The organism is Streptomyces sp. NPDC031132, assembly GCF_055570595.1.
Genome location: NZ_JBVIGX010000013.1, coordinates 101,234 through 116,422, shown reverse-complemented (window position 1 = coordinate 116,422; position 15,189 = coordinate 101,234). Strand labels below are relative to the sequence as shown.

Here is a 15,189-nt window from a genome sequence, read left to right as displayed (position 1 = left end):
TTGACTGGGGGTATGAGCGAGCTGTTCGTGAAGATCTGCGGGTTGAAGACCGGGCCGGACGTCGGCGTTGCCGTGGCGGCCGGAGCCGATGCCGTCGGGTTCGTCTTCGCGCCGGGCAGCCCCCGTACCGTCGACGCCGCCACCGCGCGGGCGCTGGCCGCCGAGGTGCCGGACTCGGTGCTCACCGTCGGGGTGTTCCGCGGGCAGCCGGTCGAGGAGGTCCGGCGGCTGGCCGGGGAGAGCGGCGTACGCGGCGTACAGCTGCACGGGGACGAGGGCCCGGAGTACTACGAGGCGCTGCGCGCCGAGGGCCGGACCCTGCTGCGGGCCACCGCCCAGCACGTCGGGCGCTGCGGGGAGTACGGCGAGGACCTGCTGCTGATCGACGCGCCCGACCCCGGCTCCGGCAAGCCGTGGAACTGGGCGTCGCGGGAGTTCACCGCGCCCGAGGGGCGCTGGCTGCTGGCCGGCGGGCTGAACCCGGGGAACGTACGGGAGGCCGTGGAGACCACGGGCGCCTGGGGCGTGGACGTGTCCAGCGGGGTGGAGCGGGAGCGCGGCGTGAAGTCCCCCGACCTGATCCGCGCCTTCATCGAGGCCGCCCGGAGCTAGGGGGTGTCGTCAAAGTCCCGTCTGGCCGGCGGGGCCCGGCACGCGCGCTCGCCGCGTTGTCGTCGGTCGACGACGCGAGCGTCGCCTCCCTCCTCCGCCTTGCGATCACACGCACCAGACCCCACCGGCCCCGCCCACACGGGCGGACGACGCTACTTTGACGACACACCTAGAGCCTGTCTTTCGGATCATGCCGGGCTCGCGGGGCCTAGTCCGCCCCCCGCGGCTACGCTGCGGCCAAGGGGGGATCATGAACGAGGAACCGTCGCTCGTGCAGCGGCTCGGGCAGTGCACCGTCGTGGCCGCGGCCTGCGCGTTCAGTGCCGTCGCGGTGCTGTACGCCGTCCTGTGCCTGGAGATGACCGCGGACCTGTCCTACGTCGCGTGCGGCCTCGACATGTGCCCGCGCGGGCTGGGCCCGCTGGTGCTGTGGACGCTGGTCGCCGGGCTCGCCGCGGCCGGCCTGTGGTGGTGGGCCCTGAAGGGCCGCGGGTACCGCTCCGCCCTCGGTTGGACGGTGGCCGTCGCCGTTGCGCTCGTCGCGCTGTGGCCGGGCTGGCTCGGCTTCTCGTGGCTGCGCGGCCCGCACATGGACCTCTTCTCGTACCAGGTCCCGGACGGTTCCGGCGCGGACATGCCGCTCGGCTCCTGGGCGGGGGACCCGGCCACGGGGTTCGTGATCCGGGGCCGCGCGGACCAGGTGATCGGCTACGACGGGGAGGGCCGCCGCGGCTGGAGCGTCCCCGCCCCGCCCGGCGGCGCGGTGTGCGCGATGAGCGGGGACACCCCCTCCGGCACCGGCCTGCTCACCGTGACCACCGCGGAGAGCACGTGCGGCAACCGCCTGGTGGCGGTGGACGTCACGTCCGGCGAGCAGCGCTGGACCAAGGACATCCCGAAACTCGTCGGCAAGCCGTCCGCGGGAGGCTCCCTCGCCGTGACCGCGACCGCGGCCGCCGTACTCGCCCACGACCTGGCCACCGGTGCCGAGCTGTGGCGCTCCCCGCTGCCCGCGGGCGCCGTCGCCACCGAGGTTGCCGCCGGACCCGGCCGGGTCCTGCTGATGGCCCGGACCGGCAAGGGCGTCGAGCTGTTCGCGCTCGACGCCCGCACCGGTGCCGTCGCCTGGCAGTTCCCGATGCCGGTCGGGTACGAGTCCCCGCGCATCGTGTCGGCCTCCCCGGCCGCAGCCGTCGGCGACGGGCGCCTGCTGGTGTTCGACGACGCGGGCCGCCCGCACGCCGAGTCGCAGGCCCCGTACGTCCCGACCACGGGCGCCGCGGCATGGCTGGTCGCCGGCGACGTGCTGTACGCGCCGGTCCCGGAACGGGAGAAGCGGGAGGTCCTGGCGGCGTTCTCCCTGAAGGACGGCCGCCACCTGTGGACCCGCGCCTTCGACCACGACTGGCGGATCCGCGCGCTGGCCGCCGACCGGAGCGGCCGGATCGCCGTGGTCACGGAAGGCGCGTACACCCACCTCTGGCACCTCGCCCCGGGCACCGGGAAGCCGGGCGGCGAGTCGACGGTCCTGCGGGGCCTCCGGCTGGGCGAGTCGTTCGCCCTCTACGGCAGGACGTTCGTCAACCTCGACGACGACGGCCGGCTCCCGCCGATCTTCGACGTGGCCCCGACGATCGGCTGGTGAGTCAGCTCGCGAACTCCTTCAGGGCCTCGGTGTCGAGGGTGATGCCGACGGGGGCGGGGATCTCGATTGATGCGCCGTATGGGAACGAGGGCTCCGTGCGGTATCGCCCGCTCTCCGGCTCGCTGTGTACGGTCACGCCGTGCCGCTCCCGGTCGATGAGAAGGTAGACGGGGATGCCGGCGGCCGCGTAGCCGTCCCGCTTCTCCATCCGATCCCGCCTGTCGGTGTCGGTGTCTGAGTCGTGGGAAGTCACCTCCAGGACCATCAGTACTCCCGTCGGCTCGGCCCACTCCCCTGCCCCGGCAAATGTGCCAACCGGCGCCAGCGTGCCGTCAGGACGGGCGCGGCCGGCGCGATACCGCTCGACCTTCAGACCACGCTCCGGGTACAGCGCGAGGTCCGGGCGCTGCTGCATGCACTGCCGCAGCACCCACATGGTGATCTCGTCGTGGTCGCCGTCGGGCACAGGCTTGACCTCTAGCTTTCCCTGGACGAACTCAAGAGTCACCGTCTCGGGTGCCGTCCGGGCGATCTGTTCGAACTCCTCGACCGTCATTTGCGGGTGCTCGGCGAAGCTGGGGGTCATGGTGTCGCGCCTCCTCGAGACCATGGTGCCCCCCGGGCCCACTTCCGGATCGACTGAAGCGTCATGTGCGGCTCCGTTCGGTGCGGATGCTGCAAACGCTAGAGGCATATGCCAGCGCTGAGCCGCCCCTCGCGCGGGAACAGCCCAAAGGGGTGAGCAGGCTCGAGGGTGCCGACGTCAGTCCGTGCGGAGGCGGGCGTGGAGGTGTTCGTCGTGCCGGCCGTCGGCGTGGAGGAGGGCGCCGCGCATGGTGCCCTCCAGGGGGAAGCCGGCCTTCGTCGCGATGCGGCAGGAGGCCGGGTTGGCCACCGAGTGGGTGATGCGCAGGCGGTGCAGGCCCAGCTCCTCGAAGGCCCAGCGGGTGACCTCGGTGGTGGCCTCGACCATGACACCGCTGCCCCGGCCCGCGGGCAGGAGCCAGTACAGGAACTCGCCGCTCCCGCCCGGGAGATCGAGGTCGGCCAGGCCGATCAAGCCGAGGGGCAGGCCGCCGGCGGCCGGGGCCACCGCCCAGATCGCGGCCTCCTCGGAGCGCCAGCGCTCCTGCCAGCGCTCGATCCGGGCCACGGCCTCGGCCGGTGACAGCAGGGCCGGGCGGTTCCAGTGGCGGATGTCCGGGTCGTGGCAGGACTCGACCAGCGCGGGGGCGTCGTACGGGGTCCACGGGCGCAGGTGGAGCGTGCCCGGGAGGTCGAGGACCGGCTGGGGGAGGGCCGCCATCCGGCCCGGCGGAACCGCCGGGGCGAGCGTCATGCAGCGTCCCGGAAGTGGGCCAGCAGGGCTTCTGCGTCGGCGGTGCTGCCCGAGATGGTGTCGAAGCCCATGCCGGGCGGGACGGCCTGCCCCCACAGCCAGGTGTGGTGACAGCTGAAGCAGAAGATCAGCTCGAACAGGGGCTCGTCCACGGCGTCGTACGCCCGAAGCCCCCAGCCCGGCGCGAAGCAGATGCGCGGCTCACCCGGCGCCATCGACGAGATCAGCGCGAGCGAGTCGGCGGCCTCTCTGCCCGTCCAGCGGGAGACGACCGGGCCGGTCATGGGGTCGCCGTAGCGCTCGGGGCGCGCTGAGAGGCGTACGACCTCGACGACAGCGGTGGCGGCAACGGCTTCGGCGGGGAGCTGCATTCGCGCAGTCTCCCCGGCCGACCTCTATTTACGCCATAGCGGGCTCCGTGGCCGGTGGGGCGGTGGCCGGAATTGGCTCCTGGTCGGCGTTGAGCTCGGTCAGCATCTGCCGCGTGAATCCGAAGAAGTACGTGGCGGCGAAGCCCACGAGGTAGCCGACCAGCAGGCCGCCGGCGTAGATCGCGAGGTTCAGGCCCATCCCCGACGGGCCGTCCAGCAGCGGGAACAGCGCCCATCCCGACGGGCCGATGGCCGTCGCGCCGAACGCGACCCCCAGCTGGTTGCAGAGCCCGACGAAGGCCCCGCCCGCCGCGCCGCCCGCGCAGGCGGTGACGAAGGGGCGGCCCAGCGGGAGGGAGACCCCGTAGATCAGCGGTTCGCCGACGCCCAGGAAGCCCGCCGGGAGCGCGGACTTGATGGTCGTGCGCAGCGACCGGTTGCGCGGCAGCCGGCAGTAGACCGCGAGCGCCGCGCCGACCTGGCCCGCGCCCGCCATGGCGAGGATCGGCAGGAGGGCGGTGTGGCCGGTCTGCTCGATGAGGGTGGTGTGGATCGGGATCAGGGCCTGGTGCAGGCCCAGCATCACCAGCGGCAGGAACAGGCCGCCCAGGACCAGCCCGGCGAAGGCGCCACCGCTGGCGAGCAGCCAGGTGGCGAAGGAGCCGATGGCCGTGGAGACCTCGCCCGCGAGGAACATCAGGCCGAAAATCGTCACCAGGCCGGAGGCCAGCACAGTGACGGTGGGGGTGACCAGCGCGTCCACCGACTCGGGGACCCACCTGCGGCACAGCTTCTCCACCCGGACGGCGAGGAACGCGGCCGCCAGGGCCCCGAGTACGCCGCCCTGGCCGGGGGACAGGTGTTGGCCGAAGGCGTCGACCTTCGCGACGCCCGGGAAGACGATGATCGCGGCGACGGCGCCGCCGAGGACCGGGGTGCCGCCGAACTCCTTGGCCGTGTTGTAGCCGACGAACACCGCGATCAGCGACATGAACCCCGAGGCGATCGCGGCGAGCGCCGGGACGACGGCGGGCAGCCAACCGGTGTTCAGCAGGACGCCGTTCAGGCCGGCGATGATGCCGCAGCCGATGAGCGCCGGGATCAGCGGGACGAAGATGTTCGCGATCCGGCGCAGGAACAGCTTCACCGGGGTGCTGTTGCGGGCCTTCTGCGCCTGCTTCAACGCGGCGCCCTGGGCCGCGAGTTCCTCGGCCGTGACCGGCGTGGCGGCCGTACGCGGCGGGTGCCCGGCCGAGCGGCCCTGCTCGACCAGCGCCTCGAACTCCGGGGTCACCCGGGCGACGGTCCCCGGCCCCAGCACGATCTGGTAGGTGTCGTCGTCCTCGACGACGCCCAGCACCGCGGGCAGCGCCCTGAGGGCCGCGTCGTCGACCAGCGAGCGGTCGTGCAGCGCGATGCGCAGGCGGGTCATGCAGTGCGCGATCGAGCTGATGTTGTCCGGGCCGCCGACCAGGGGGAGGATCGCGGCGGCTGTGGCGCGGTTCTTGTCAGTGGACATGTGGTGATCGCCTTGCGTCGGGGGAACGGGGCAGTCAGCAGGTCAGCAGGTCAGCAGGTCAGCGAGTCAGTTGGGCCGGAGGGCCGGGGGCCGGCCGGCGGCGTCACTCGGTGGCGGCGGCCGTACGGGCGAGGGCCTCGCGCAGGTGGCCGTGCGAGGCGGTGAGCAGCCCGGCCGCGGTCGGCCCGTCCACGCCCGCGAGGAGCACGAGTACGGCCTGCTTGACCTCGCCGCCGGTGGCGTCGAGCGCGGCCTCGATCTCCTCGTCCGGCGCGCCGGTGGCCAGCGCCAGGATCCGGCGGGAGCGGGCGCGCAGCTTCTCGTTGGAGGCGCGCAGGTCGACCATCAGGTTCCCGTACGTCTTCCCGAGCCGGATCATCGTGACGGTCGAGACGAGGTTCAGGACGAGCTTCTGCGCGGTGCCGGCCTTCAGGCGGGTGGACCCGGTCAGCAGCTCGGGCCCGACGACGACCTCGATGCCGTGCTCGGCGGCCGCGGCGAGCGCCGAGCCGGCGTTGCAGGACAGTCCGACGGTGAGCGCTCCGCACGTACGGGCGTACGCGACGGCGCCGATCGCGTACGGGGTGCGGCCGGAGGCGGAGATGCCGATGACGGTGTCGTCGGCGGTCAGCTCCAGGGCGGCCAGGTCCGCGGCGGCCAGCTCGGCGGAGTCCTCGGCGCCTTCGACGGACCGGACCATGGCGCCGGGCCCGCCCGCGATCAGGCCGACGACCTGCGCCGGGTCGGTGTTGAAGGTGGGCGGGCACTCGCTGGCGTCGAGGACGCCCATCCGGCCGGCGGTGCCGGCGCCCGCGTAGACCAGCCGCCCGCCCCGGGCCATCCGCAGCGCGATCGCGTCGATCGCGGCGGCGATCTGCGGCAGCTGCGCGGCGACGGCGGCCGGGACGCCGGCGTCCTCGGCGTTCATGGTGCGGGCGATCTCGAGGGTGGACAGCCGGTCGATCTCGGCCAGTTCGGGGCGGAAGGCCTCGGTGGTCAGCGTGTCGAGCTGGGCGCGCAGTGCGGCGTACGACGTGGTCATGGGCGGGGGCTCCTGGCGGTTCGGCGGGGGGCGAGTGCCTCGTACGAGGCGGCGAGCGCGGGCGCGGCGGTCTCGTACGTCTGCTGCGCGACGGCGACGAACAGGCAGTCGACGACGAGGAGTTGGCTGGTCCGGCTGGACATCGCGGCCGGGCGCAGCCGGGTCTCGCGGGGGGCGGAGGTGGCCAGTACGAGGTCGGCGTAGTGGGAGACGGGGGCGCCGGGGCGGCCGGTGAGCGCGATGGTGGTGGCGCCGCGCTCGAAGGCCGTGCGGAGGGGGTCGATCACGTCGCCCGTGGCGCCGGAGTGGGTGATCGCGACGGCCGCGTCGCCGGGGCGCAGCTGCACGGCGCCCGTGACGGCCAGGTGGGGGTCGCTGTGGGCGTGGGCGACGAGGCCGATCCGCAGCAGCTTCTGGGCCAGGTCCTGGCCGACGAGGGCGGAGGCGCCGACGCCGTAGATGTCGATCCTGCGGGCGGTCGCGAGCGCGGTGACGGCGGCGGCGAGCGCGGCGAGGTCGAGCCCGGCGGCGGTGTCGGCGAGGGTCTGGGCCTCCTCGTGGGCCAGCTTGGCGACGACGTCGGCGATCGGGTCGTCGACGGCTATGTCCGCGGTGACGGCGGGGGCCGCCCCGGACTCCTGCTGCGCGGCGAGCGCGGCGAGGGCCAGGCGCAGGTCGCGGTAGCCGGGGTAGCCGAGGAGGCGGGCGGTGCGGACGACGGTGGCCTCGCTGGTGCCGGTGCGCGCGGCGAGCGCGCTGACGGTGAGGCGGGAGCACCCGGCGGGGTCGGCGGCGACGGTCTCGGCGACGGCCTGTACGGAGGGGGTCATGGAGGGGCCGAGACTGCGGACGCGGGCCCGCAGCGGCACGCCGGAGCCGGCGCCCTCGTTCCCCGCGTCACCCTCGCTGAAAATTACTTTCGGGTCGTCGCTCATTCCTGAAATCTATTTTCGGCCGGGGTGGGGGTCAAGGCACCATTCGGCACCCGCCGAGAAGGACCTTCACCACTTGGCCCGTACGGGTTCACAATGGGCGCATGGACCACGCGACCCCCCTGGAACAGGCGCTGCACACCGCCCGCGCCCTTGTCCTCGCCGATCTCGTCGCGGGCGAGGTCGCCGAGGCCGATGTCGTCTCCCTCGTCGAGGACTCGGTCACGCACCGCCGGTGGTGGGTGGAGCAGTGGCCGGAGGGGGTCGACTACCTTGCCGGACTCGTCGCCCAGGACGTACAGGACGCGCTGCTGGAGAAGTACGGGCGCTGGCCGCTGTGCCCGGTCTGCTCGCACGGCGATCCGCACGCGCTGGACGTGGAGCCGGAGTTGGGACCCGACCCGCACTGGGTGTGCGCCAAGGCAGGAGTGAAGGTCGCCGCGGTCGGCGGCCTCGCCCCCGTCTTCGGCGTCGGCCGGTGAGCCGCCGGTGACGCTCTACATCGACCCGCCGACGTGGCCGGGCCACGGCCGCATGTGGTCGCACCTGGTCAGCGACGTCTCGTACGAGGAACTGCACGCCTTCGCGGCGTCGATCGGCTGCCCGCCGCGGGCCTTCGAGCGCGACCACTACGACGTACCGTCGCACCGCTACGCGGATGCGGTGCGGGCGGGCGCGGTGGAGGTGGGCAGCAAGGAACTGGTCCGCCGCCTGACGACCGCGGGCCTGCGCCGCCCGAAGGGCCGCCCGGCATAGCGGAGCCCGCCGGGACCGGGAGCGGCCGGGATCAGTGCGCGGCGGGTTGTGCGGCCGGGGCCGGTGCGGTTGCTCCCGACGAGGCGATCACCCGGGTCGGGGCGGGTGGGGTGCGGTGGTGGAGGCGGAGGGCGATCACGGTCAGGGCGATCGCCGTCAGGGTCATCGCGGCGCCCGCCCAGGCGGTGGCGGCGAAGCCGTAGTCGGCGTCGATGACCGTGCCGCCGAGCCAGGGGCCGCCCGTGTTGCCCAGGTTGAACGCCGCCGTCGTGGTGGCCCCGGCCAGGGTCGGGGCCGCGCCCGCGACGTTGAACATGCGGGCGTTGAGCGCCGGCGCCGTGAAGAACGCCGAGACGCCGAGCAGGAACGACAGCCCCACCGCCGCCACCGCCGCCGACGCCAGCAGCGCGAGAGCGACGAGGAAGACCGTGGACGCGGCGATGCCCCACAGCAGCACCCCGAACAGGTGCGCGTCCGCGATCCGCCCGCCGATCGCCGTGCCGACGAGTGCGCCGACCCCGAACAGCGCCAGCACCCACGGCACCCGGCCCGCATCCAGCCCGGCGACCTCCGTCAGCAGCGGCGACAAGTAGCTGAACGCGCAGAAGACGCCGCCCGCGGCCAGGGCCGTGACGCCGATGGACAGCCACACCTGCCGGTCGCGGTAGATGCGCAGCTCCCGCGCCAGGGTGGGCCGTACGGCGGGCAGCGGGATGTCCGGGATCAGCGCCAGGATGCCGACGAGGGCCACCGCCGAGGCCGCGCCGACCGACCAGAACGCGGAACGCCAGCCCAGGTGCTCCCCGAGGAAGGCGCCGGCGGGGACGCCGAGGACGTTGGCGATGGAGAGGCCGCCGATCATGACGGCCATGGCGCGGGCCCGCTGGTCCTTCTCCACCATCGCGATGGCGACCGCCGCGCCGACCGCCCAGACGCCGGCGCAGGCGAGCGCGGAGACGATGCGGGACGCGAAGAGGAGCTCGTACGAGGGGGCCAGCGCGCCCGCCACCTGCCCGAGGCCGAAGAGGCTGATGAGCGCGATGAGGGTGGTGCGGCGCGGGAGCCGCAGCGTGGCCACCGCCAGCAGCGGCGCCCCGACGACCATGCCGATCGCGAAGGCCGATATCAGCAGGCCTGCCTGCGGGATGGTGACGCCCATGTCCTCGGCGATGGGCGGCAGCAGCCCGGACAGCATGAACTCGCTCGTTCCGAGCGAGAAGACGGCCAGGCCCAGTACGTGGACGGCGACGGGCATGCGGGAGCGTGCTGCGGCGGAGGGCATGCTCTGCACGAACCGCCGCGAAGCGGATCTCATTCCCCGGCGCTCAGGACGGCGAGCTCGGCGGCCAGGTTGCGGCGGGCCGGGGCCTCCCAGTGCGTGGTGCCGTACGGCGTGCGGAAGAGGCGGGGCAGGGCGAGCAGCTGGCGCAGTACGGCGGCCCGGCCGGCGCGGAAGGCGTCCTCGGGGACGAATCCGTACTCGGCGCGGACGGCGGCGACGTACGCGGCGTACGCGTCCGGGCCGCCCGCCAGGACGGCCAGGTCCGCATCGCAGAGCGCCTCGCCGTTGGTGTCGCCCGGGGCGGGGTCGTGGGTGACGGTGAGCCGGACCAGGCGGCCCACCTCGGCGGTGCGGGCGGCGTCGATGCCGAGCTCGGGCAGGGCGCGCTCGGCGAGGGCGGCGCTGCGCTCCTCGTTCTCGGAGCGGTCGGGGCGGTAGACGGCGTCGTGGAACCAGGCGGCGAGCTCGACGGCGGCGGGGTCGGCGGCGTGCGGGGCGAGTACGTCGAGCCGCGCGAGTACGTCGGCCAGGTGCGCGGTGGTGTGGTACCGGCGCTGGGGCTCCGCCCAGGCGGCGAGGAGCCGGTCGGCGTAGGGACCGGGGTCGCGGTCGGGGCCGGCGCCTGCGGCGGTGGTGGTGGCGTGCCAGCGGTCGCGGAGGTCGGAGGTCATGGGCACATTGTGGGGGTGGCGTGTTTGTGCTGGTGATGCGCGGGCGCGGGCCCGTACCCTTCCTATTGGACTAGACCTATTTTCCGTATCCGAAGGATGGCATCGAATGAGCAACCAAGCGCTGCTGGAGGTGATCGCCCTCGATGCCCGGGACGCGGTCGCGGCCCAGGCCGGCGGGGCCGACCGGCTGGAGCTGGTCACCGACATGGCCGCCGACGGGCTCACCCCGCCGCGCGAGACCTTCGCGGCGATCCGCGCGGCGGTCGACATCCCGCTGCGCGTGATGATCCGCCGGACGGACGGGTTCGCCGCCGGGCCGGTCGACCTGCTGGTGGAGCAGGCGCGGGCGCTGCGGGCGGAGGGGGCGCAGGAGTTCGTCCTCGGGTTCCTGACCCCGGACGGCAGCCCCGACCTGGCCGCCGTCGAGGCCGTCCTGGCGGAGCTGGAGGGCTGCCGCTGGACCTTCCACCGGGCGCTGGACCGGGCGGCGGACCGCGACCAGGCACGGAAGACCCTCGCCGACCTGCCGGGGCTCGACGCCTACCTGACGGCGGGCTCGGCCGACGGGGTCGACGCGGGTCTTCCCGTGCTGCTTTCCGAGGCGGCGCGGCGGGGCGAGCCGGGCTACGTGGCGCGGATCATGGTCGGCGGCGGCCTCACCCTGGCGCACCTGCCGCGGCTGCGGGCCGCGGGCATCGATGCCTTCCACATCGGCGGGGCGGCCCGCCCGCAGGGGTGGGCCGCCCCGGTCTCGGCGTCGGCGGTCGCGGAGTGGCGAACGGCCCTTTCGTAGCCGCCGGCTGCCGGCCGCTTCGGTGACGGGTGGTCAGCCCTACTTGCACTTGGGGCTGGCGAGCGCCTTGTCCACGCCCGCGTTGTAGCCGCGCTCGTAGTTCGGGTCCGGTTGCGCGAACCCCTGGTTGCCGGGCTGCTCCTTGCAGGTTTTCAGCGTTTCGGAGAGACCTCTCTGGAAGCCCGCGTTGTACTGGTCCTGGGCGTTCTTCTGCTCGGCCTGCTTGACGGTGCCGCAGCTGACCTTGTCGCCCTCGTTCGAGGCCGTCACCTTGCCGACCGGGATGAACCCGCTGGTGGAGGCGTTCCCGTCGTCGTCGGCGCGGGTGGTGTCGCTGAACCCTTGGGTCGCACTACCGCCGCGGAAGGTCACGTTCGTTCCCGGCTGCGCTCCCGTGGCCGAGACGTCGTACTTGCCCGTGGTGTTGGGGGTCTGCTTCACGCTGCACGTCAGGGAAGGCACAGCCGCCGCCTGCGCGGAAGCCGCCAGCAGCGGTGCCGACCCGAGTGCCAGCGAGGACACGAGCACAGGCGCCAGCACGGCCAGTCGAATGCGGGGTTTCATCGTTCGTCCTTCCTCGGATGGATCACGCAAGAACCGGGCCCGGGGAGGTGTGAACACGTCCATCGTCCTGCCGCCCACCGGCCGTGTCCACCGGAGCTACGGAAGGGCAGGCCCGAGGGCCGCCGGCAACCCGGCGGCGTGCAGGACGTGCAGACCCGAGACGGCACGGGTGAGGCACACGTAGAGGCGGCGCAGGCCGGTGCGTTCGTCGGGTTCGCCGGAGACGATCCCGGCGGGCTCCTCCAGCACCACGTAGTCGTACTCGAGACCCTTCGCCAGCGACGCCGGCACCAGGGTCAGCCGGGCCTGCGCCGTCGTCTCCTCGCCCGGTGCCAGATACGGCAGTTCGGCCGCGCGCAGGGCTCCGGCCAGCTCCGGGATCCGGACGTCGGCCGCAATCAGGCCGATCGAGCCCTCGTGGGCCAGCGCGGCGCGGCAGGCGTCCAGGACCGACGCCGTCAGGTCCGGCGTCGGCGTGACGACCAGTGACCCCGGGGTTTCACGGACCGAGGAGACCGCGGCCAGGCCCGGAGAGATCGACGGCAGCAGTCGCGACGCGTACGCGATCACCTCGCGCGGCACGCGGAAGCCCGCCGTCAGCTCCTCCAGCGCCGCCTCCGGCTTGCCCAGGTGCGCCAGCGCCTCGTCCCAGCTGCGCGTCGCCCACGGGGTCGTGCCCTGTGCGAGGTCGCCCAGGACCGTCGCCGAGCCGGTCGTGCAGCGCCGGCCCACCGCCCGGTACTGCATCGGCGACAGGTCCTGCGCCTCGTCGAGGACGACATGGCCCAGCGAGTGCGTGCGCTCGACCAGGTCCGCCGCCTCGTCGATCAGGACCAGGTCCGCCGCCGACCACTTCGCCGACTTCACGCTCCGGAACGGCTTGGCCCACAGCAGGAGCTGCTGCTCCTCGTCCGACAGGACGCCCTCCGCGTGCTCCGCCAGGAACTCCGCGTCCGACAGCAAGCGCAGCACCAGCTTCGCCGGCTCCACCGCCGGCCACACCGCCTTGACCGCCGCCTTCACGGCGGCGCCCCGCGCCACGGCGTCCTGGACGCGGTCGTCGGGCGCCTCGCCCGCCTGCTCCATCCGTACGAGCACGGTGTGCGCGATCCGCTGCGGCAGCGCGTCGCGGGCGGCGCCGTAGCGGATGTCCCGGTCGAGGAGCTCCGTGACGATCTGCTCCAGCTCGTACGCCGGCACCCGCCAGCGGCGCGAACCGCGCACCACCATCAGCGGCTCGGCGGGCATGCTGACGTGCGAGCGGACCGCGCGGCGCAGCACCTGCGCCATGCGGGCGTCGCCCTTGACGACGGCGGTCGCGGCCGCGTCGGTGCCGCGGATCTCCAGGCCGTCGCGGGCCACCAGGTCCTCGACGGTGGCCTGCTTGACCTCGAGCTCGCCCAGGGCCGGGAGGACCTGCTCGATGTAGTGCAGGAAGGAGCGGTTCGGCCCGATGACGAGCGTGCCGGTACGGGCGAGGCGCTCGCGGTGGGCGTACAGCAGGTACGCGACGCGGTGCAGGCCGACCGCCGTCTTCCCGGTGCCGGGGCCGCCCTGCACGCAGACGGAACCGGACAGGCCGGAGCGGACGATCTCGTCCTGCTCGGGCTGGATCGTCGCGACGATGTCGCGCATGGGACCGACGCGCGGGCGCTCGATCTCCTGCTGCAGCAGCTTGCTGACGGCCGCCGCCTCTGCCGGGTCGGAGAGGTGCTCGTCCTCGTACGCGGTGAGCTCGCCGCCCGTGTAGCCGAAGCGGCGGCGCAGCGCGATGTCCTGCGGATCGTTCTTGGAGGCCCGGTAGAACGGCTGGGAGACGGGCGCGCGCCAGTCGATGACCATGGGGTCGCCGTCGGCGTCGTGGACGTGGCGGCGGCCGATGTAGAACTGCTCGCCCTCCGCGCCCTCGGCGAGGTCCGCACCGGGTGCGTGCAGGTAGTTCAGGCGGCCGAAGAAGAGCGGCGTGTGGGCGAGGTCGGCCAGCGCCTTGATCCGGTCGTCGATCTGGGCCTGGAGGACGATCGCGTTGACCCAGTTCGCGGTGACGTCGCGGATGTCGAGGGCCTCGACGTCCTCGCGCATGGCGCGGAGCGCGGAGCGGGAGGCGGTGAGGTGGGCCTGCTCGCGGGCCAGGGGGTAGGCGCCGGAGTCGCTGTGGCTGCTGTCGTTGTCGATGCCGGTCTCGGGGGCGTGCGCGGACACGGAAATGCCTCCAGCTGCTGATCGGTACGGAACGAAGCCCGCCGGTTTCCGTCCGGCGGGCGGCTCTCCCCGAAACGGCGGCGGGAGGCGGCAAGAGCGGAGATTGTAGTCACCGCGCAGACGGGGCGCGAACGGAATACCGGGACGGAAGCCCTCCGGGGCGGGACGTCCGTACGGGTGTCATACCTGGGAGTGTCAGACCTTGGGCAGAGCCACTAGGGGGCGGCATGGGCCGGGAGGAGTAGGCGGGAGGGCCTGCGGTTCCACCCCTGGGGCGATGTGAAATCCGAGGCGGAAACGCACCATGGATACATGAGCACCGCAACCTTCACCCCGATCCGGGGCGGCCGCCCTAGCGGCGCCACCGCCACCTCCGACTCCCCTCCCCGCCACCTCGTGGGCAACGTCCTGCGCGCTGCGAAGGTCTTCGCGGCGGCCGCCGTGAGCGTCGTCGTGCTGGGCGAGTACGCGGAGGACGCGGGCGTCATACGCCGCTGACCGCCGCGGCCGCCGCGCAGTGGCCTGGCCGGATACCGGCGGAGCGCTTCCGCTGATCCACTAGGGTCACGCGCGTGACCCGGAGCACCCGTCCCAGCCCCCCGCCGTCGCCCCTGGCCGGCGTGCTGGTCACGGGCCCGCTCCTCGTGCTCGGCGTGCTGTGCATCGCGCTGCGCATCCCGATCGCCGACGGCCTCGTCGACGGGTTCTGCGCCGCCGAGTGGCGCCCTCCCGCCGCGTACCCGCCCTTCGCGGCGATCCTGTTCACACCGGCCGCCTGGCTGCCCGACGGCGTCCTGAAGGCCGTCTTCGTCCTCGGCAACGCCTGCCTGCTCGCCCTGCTGATCCTGATGTCCTGCCGCCTCGCGGGACTGCGGGCCCGGCCCGGGCCCCTCCTGGCCGCCACCATCGCCGGGCTGTGGGCGGAGCCGCTGTTCCAGAGCCTGCTCGCCGGGCAGGTCAACCTGGCGCTCGCCTGCCTGGTCCTGTGGGACCTGCGCCGGCCCCGCGCCGCGCTCGGCAAGGGCTTCGCGCTGGGCACGGCCGCCGGGATCACCCTGACCCCGGCGCTGTTCGTCCCGTACCTGCTGCTGACCGGCCGGATCCGGGCCGGGCTGACGGCGCTGGGCGCCTTCGCCGGGACCGCCCTGCTCGGGATGCTCGTCCTCCCGCAGGCCTCCGCGGAGTTCTGGGCCCGGCACCTGCCCGCTTCCGGCCGGGCCCTGCTGCTGGACTGGCCGCACCTGTGGGTCTGGTCGATCCCCCTGCTCGCCCTCCTGACCCGGAAGGCGGCGTCCCGCCGCCGCCCGGCCCCGAAGCCCGACCTCGTCCTGGTCCCCGTACGAAGGTCACCCCTCGGGCAGCAGGACGTCCGCGTCGTCGAGGATCCGCAGCACCACGAGCAGCAGGCGCCCGCGCGACACCACGTGCTCGGCCGCGATCTGTGAGGTGAGCCGGATGTCG

Annotated in this window: 17 protein-coding genes; 7 read left to right on the top strand and 10 right to left on the bottom strand. The window is 73.8% G+C overall.

Going from position 1 to position 15,189, the window contains the following annotated elements; translation table 11 throughout:
* Positions 1–12: 12 nt before the first annotated feature.
* Together ACZ49B_RS21010 and ACZ49B_RS21005 are read left to right on the top strand one after the other, a co-directional pair.
* Positions 13–612, top strand: a complete 600-nt coding sequence (locus tag ACZ49B_RS21010) for a phosphoribosylanthranilate isomerase (RefSeq protein ID WP_468308008.1) — start codon at positions 13–15, stop codon at positions 610–612.
* Between the two features lie 250 nt (positions 613–862).
* The gene (locus ACZ49B_RS21005; RefSeq protein WP_468308006.1) at positions 863–2,257 is read left to right on the top strand and encodes an outer membrane protein assembly factor BamB family protein; all 1,395 of its coding nucleotides are present in this window, start codon (positions 863–865) and stop codon (positions 2,255–2,257) included.
* A 1-nt stretch (position 2,258) separates the two neighbouring features.
* Here ACZ49B_RS21005 and ACZ49B_RS21000 read toward each other — a convergent pair whose 3' ends face one another.
* From ACZ49B_RS21000 to ACZ49B_RS20975, 6 genes are all read right to left on the bottom strand, one after another.
* Positions 2,259–2,843, bottom strand: a complete 585-nt coding sequence (locus ACZ49B_RS21000; protein ID WP_468308004.1) for a Uma2 family endonuclease — start codon at positions 2,841–2,843, stop codon at positions 2,259–2,261.
* A gap of 177 nt (positions 2,844–3,020) precedes the next feature.
* A complete protein-coding gene (locus ACZ49B_RS20995) occupies positions 3,021–3,596 on the bottom strand; it encodes a GNAT family N-acetyltransferase (protein WP_468308002.1) in 576 nt (191 codons plus the stop codon).
* Complete coding sequence (locus tag ACZ49B_RS20990) at positions 3,593–3,967, bottom strand: hypothetical protein (protein WP_468307999.1); 375 nt, start codon at positions 3,965–3,967, stop codon at positions 3,593–3,595. The genes ACZ49B_RS20995 and ACZ49B_RS20990 overlap by 4 nt, the downstream gene beginning before the upstream one ends.
* A 28-nt stretch (positions 3,968–3,995) precedes the next feature.
* Positions 3,996–5,486 carry a PTS transporter subunit EIIC gene (locus ACZ49B_RS20985; RefSeq protein ID WP_468307997.1) on the bottom strand — a complete coding sequence of 497 codons (1,491 nt, stop codon included), beginning with the start codon at positions 5,484–5,486 and terminating at the stop codon, positions 3,996–3,998.
* Positions 5,487–5,589: 103 nt separating this feature from the next.
* On the bottom strand, positions 5,590–6,528 hold the full coding sequence (gene murQ, locus ACZ49B_RS20980) for an N-acetylmuramic acid 6-phosphate etherase (RefSeq protein WP_468307994.1): 939 nt from the start codon (positions 6,526–6,528) through the stop codon (positions 5,590–5,592).
* Entirely contained in the window at positions 6,525–7,463 is a 939-nt protein-coding gene (locus ACZ49B_RS20975) for a MurR/RpiR family transcriptional regulator (protein ID WP_468307992.1), read from the bottom strand. The genes murQ and ACZ49B_RS20975 overlap by 4 nt, the downstream gene beginning before the upstream one ends.
* Positions 7,464–7,564: 101 nt before the next feature.
* Between ACZ49B_RS20975 and ACZ49B_RS20970 the strand changes: the two genes are divergently transcribed.
* Together ACZ49B_RS20970 and ACZ49B_RS20965 are read left to right on the top strand one after the other, a co-directional pair.
* The gene (locus tag ACZ49B_RS20970; RefSeq protein ID WP_468307989.1) at positions 7,565–7,942 is read left to right on the top strand and encodes a hypothetical protein; all 378 of its coding nucleotides are present in this window, start codon (positions 7,565–7,567) and stop codon (positions 7,940–7,942) included.
* A gap of 7 nt (positions 7,943–7,949) precedes the next feature.
* Positions 7,950–8,216 (top strand): DUF4031 domain-containing protein, encoded by a 267-nt coding sequence (locus ACZ49B_RS20965; protein WP_468307986.1) that lies wholly within the window; start codon positions 7,950–7,952, stop codon positions 8,214–8,216.
* Between the two features lie 31 nt (positions 8,217–8,247).
* Here ACZ49B_RS20965 and ACZ49B_RS20960 read toward each other — a convergent pair whose 3' ends face one another.
* Both ACZ49B_RS20960 and ACZ49B_RS20955 read right to left on the bottom strand, forming a co-directional pair.
* Positions 8,248–9,471, bottom strand: a complete 1,224-nt coding sequence (locus tag ACZ49B_RS20960; RefSeq protein WP_468308244.1) for a Cmx/CmrA family chloramphenicol efflux MFS transporter — start codon at positions 9,469–9,471, stop codon at positions 8,248–8,250.
* A gap of 56 nt (positions 9,472–9,527) precedes the next feature.
* A complete protein-coding gene (locus ACZ49B_RS20955; protein WP_468307984.1) occupies positions 9,528–10,169 on the bottom strand; it encodes an HD domain-containing protein in 642 nt (213 codons plus the stop codon).
* 106 nt (positions 10,170–10,275) lie between these two features.
* Between ACZ49B_RS20955 and ACZ49B_RS20950 the strand changes: the two genes are divergently transcribed.
* The gene (locus tag ACZ49B_RS20950) at positions 10,276–10,962 is read left to right on the top strand and encodes a copper homeostasis protein CutC (RefSeq protein ID WP_468307982.1); all 687 of its coding nucleotides are present in this window, start codon (positions 10,276–10,278) and stop codon (positions 10,960–10,962) included.
* 39 nt (positions 10,963–11,001) lie between these two features.
* Here ACZ49B_RS20950 and ACZ49B_RS20945 read toward each other — a convergent pair whose 3' ends face one another.
* Both ACZ49B_RS20945 and ACZ49B_RS20940 read right to left on the bottom strand, forming a co-directional pair.
* Positions 11,002–11,526, bottom strand: coding sequence for a hypothetical protein (locus ACZ49B_RS20945; protein WP_468307981.1), 525 nt, complete (start codon positions 11,524–11,526; stop codon positions 11,002–11,004).
* Between the two features lie 96 nt (positions 11,527–11,622).
* Positions 11,623–13,608 carry a HelD family protein gene (locus ACZ49B_RS20940; protein WP_468308241.1) on the bottom strand — a complete coding sequence of 662 codons (1,986 nt, stop codon included), beginning with the start codon at positions 13,606–13,608 and terminating at the stop codon, positions 11,623–11,625.
* 432 nt (positions 13,609–14,040) lie between these two features.
* On the opposite strand from ACZ49B_RS20940, the gene ACZ49B_RS20935 reads away from it, so the two are divergent.
* Entirely contained in the window at positions 14,041–14,226 is a 186-nt protein-coding gene (locus ACZ49B_RS20935) for a hypothetical protein (protein WP_468307979.1), read from the top strand.
* Positions 14,227–14,300: 74 nt separating this feature from the next.
* Positions 14,301–15,173, top strand: a complete 873-nt coding sequence (locus ACZ49B_RS20930; protein WP_468307977.1) for a glycosyltransferase family 87 protein — start codon at positions 14,301–14,303, stop codon at positions 15,171–15,173.
* Positions 15,174–15,189: the final 16 nt, after the last annotated feature.

What these genes read in the sequence shown, in the direction of transcription:
- ACZ49B_RS21010 (WP_468308008.1), top strand. Translation starts at nt 13, where the DNA reads ATGAGCGAGCTGTTCGTGAAGATCTGCGGGTTGAAGACCGGGCCGGAC.
- ACZ49B_RS21005 (WP_468308006.1), top strand. Translation starts at nt 863, where the DNA reads ATGAACGAGGAACCGTCGCTCGTGCAGCGGCTCGGGCAGTGCACCGTC.
- ACZ49B_RS21000 (WP_468308004.1), bottom strand. Translation starts at nt 2,843, where the DNA reads ATGACCCCCAGCTTCGCCGAGCACCCGCAAATGACGGTCGAGGAGTTC.
- ACZ49B_RS20995 (WP_468308002.1), bottom strand. Translation starts at nt 3,596, where the DNA reads ATGACGCTCGCCCCGGCGGTTCCGCCGGGCCGGATGGCGGCCCTCCCC.
- ACZ49B_RS20990 (WP_468307999.1), bottom strand. Translation starts at nt 3,967, where the DNA reads ATGCAGCTCCCCGCCGAAGCCGTTGCCGCCACCGCTGTCGTCGAGGTC.
- ACZ49B_RS20985 (WP_468307997.1), bottom strand. Translation starts at nt 5,486, where the DNA reads ATGTCCACTGACAAGAACCGCGCCACAGCCGCCGCGATCCTCCCCCTG.
- murQ (WP_468307994.1), bottom strand. Translation starts at nt 6,528, where the DNA reads ATGACCACGTCGTACGCCGCACTGCGCGCCCAGCTCGACACGCTGACC.
- ACZ49B_RS20975 (WP_468307992.1), bottom strand. Translation starts at nt 7,463, where the DNA reads ATGAGCGACGACCCGAAAGTAATTTTCAGCGAGGGTGACGCGGGGAAC.
- ACZ49B_RS20970 (WP_468307989.1), top strand. Translation starts at nt 7,565, where the DNA reads ATGGACCACGCGACCCCCCTGGAACAGGCGCTGCACACCGCCCGCGCC.
- ACZ49B_RS20960 (WP_468308244.1), bottom strand. Translation starts at nt 9,471, where the DNA reads ATGCCCGTCGCCGTCCACGTACTGGGCCTGGCCGTCTTCTCGCTCGGA.
- ACZ49B_RS20955 (WP_468307984.1), bottom strand. Translation starts at nt 10,169, where the DNA reads ATGACCTCCGACCTCCGCGACCGCTGGCACGCCACCACCACCGCCGCA.
- ACZ49B_RS20950 (WP_468307982.1), top strand. Translation starts at nt 10,276, where the DNA reads ATGAGCAACCAAGCGCTGCTGGAGGTGATCGCCCTCGATGCCCGGGAC.
- ACZ49B_RS20945 (WP_468307981.1), bottom strand. Translation starts at nt 11,526, where the DNA reads ATGAAACCCCGCATTCGACTGGCCGTGCTGGCGCCTGTGCTCGTGTCC.
- ACZ49B_RS20940 (WP_468308241.1), bottom strand. Translation starts at nt 13,608, where the DNA reads ATGCGCGAGGACGTCGAGGCCCTCGACATCCGCGACGTCACCGCGAAC.
- ACZ49B_RS20935 (WP_468307979.1), top strand. Translation starts at nt 14,041, where the DNA reads ATGAGCACCGCAACCTTCACCCCGATCCGGGGCGGCCGCCCTAGCGGC.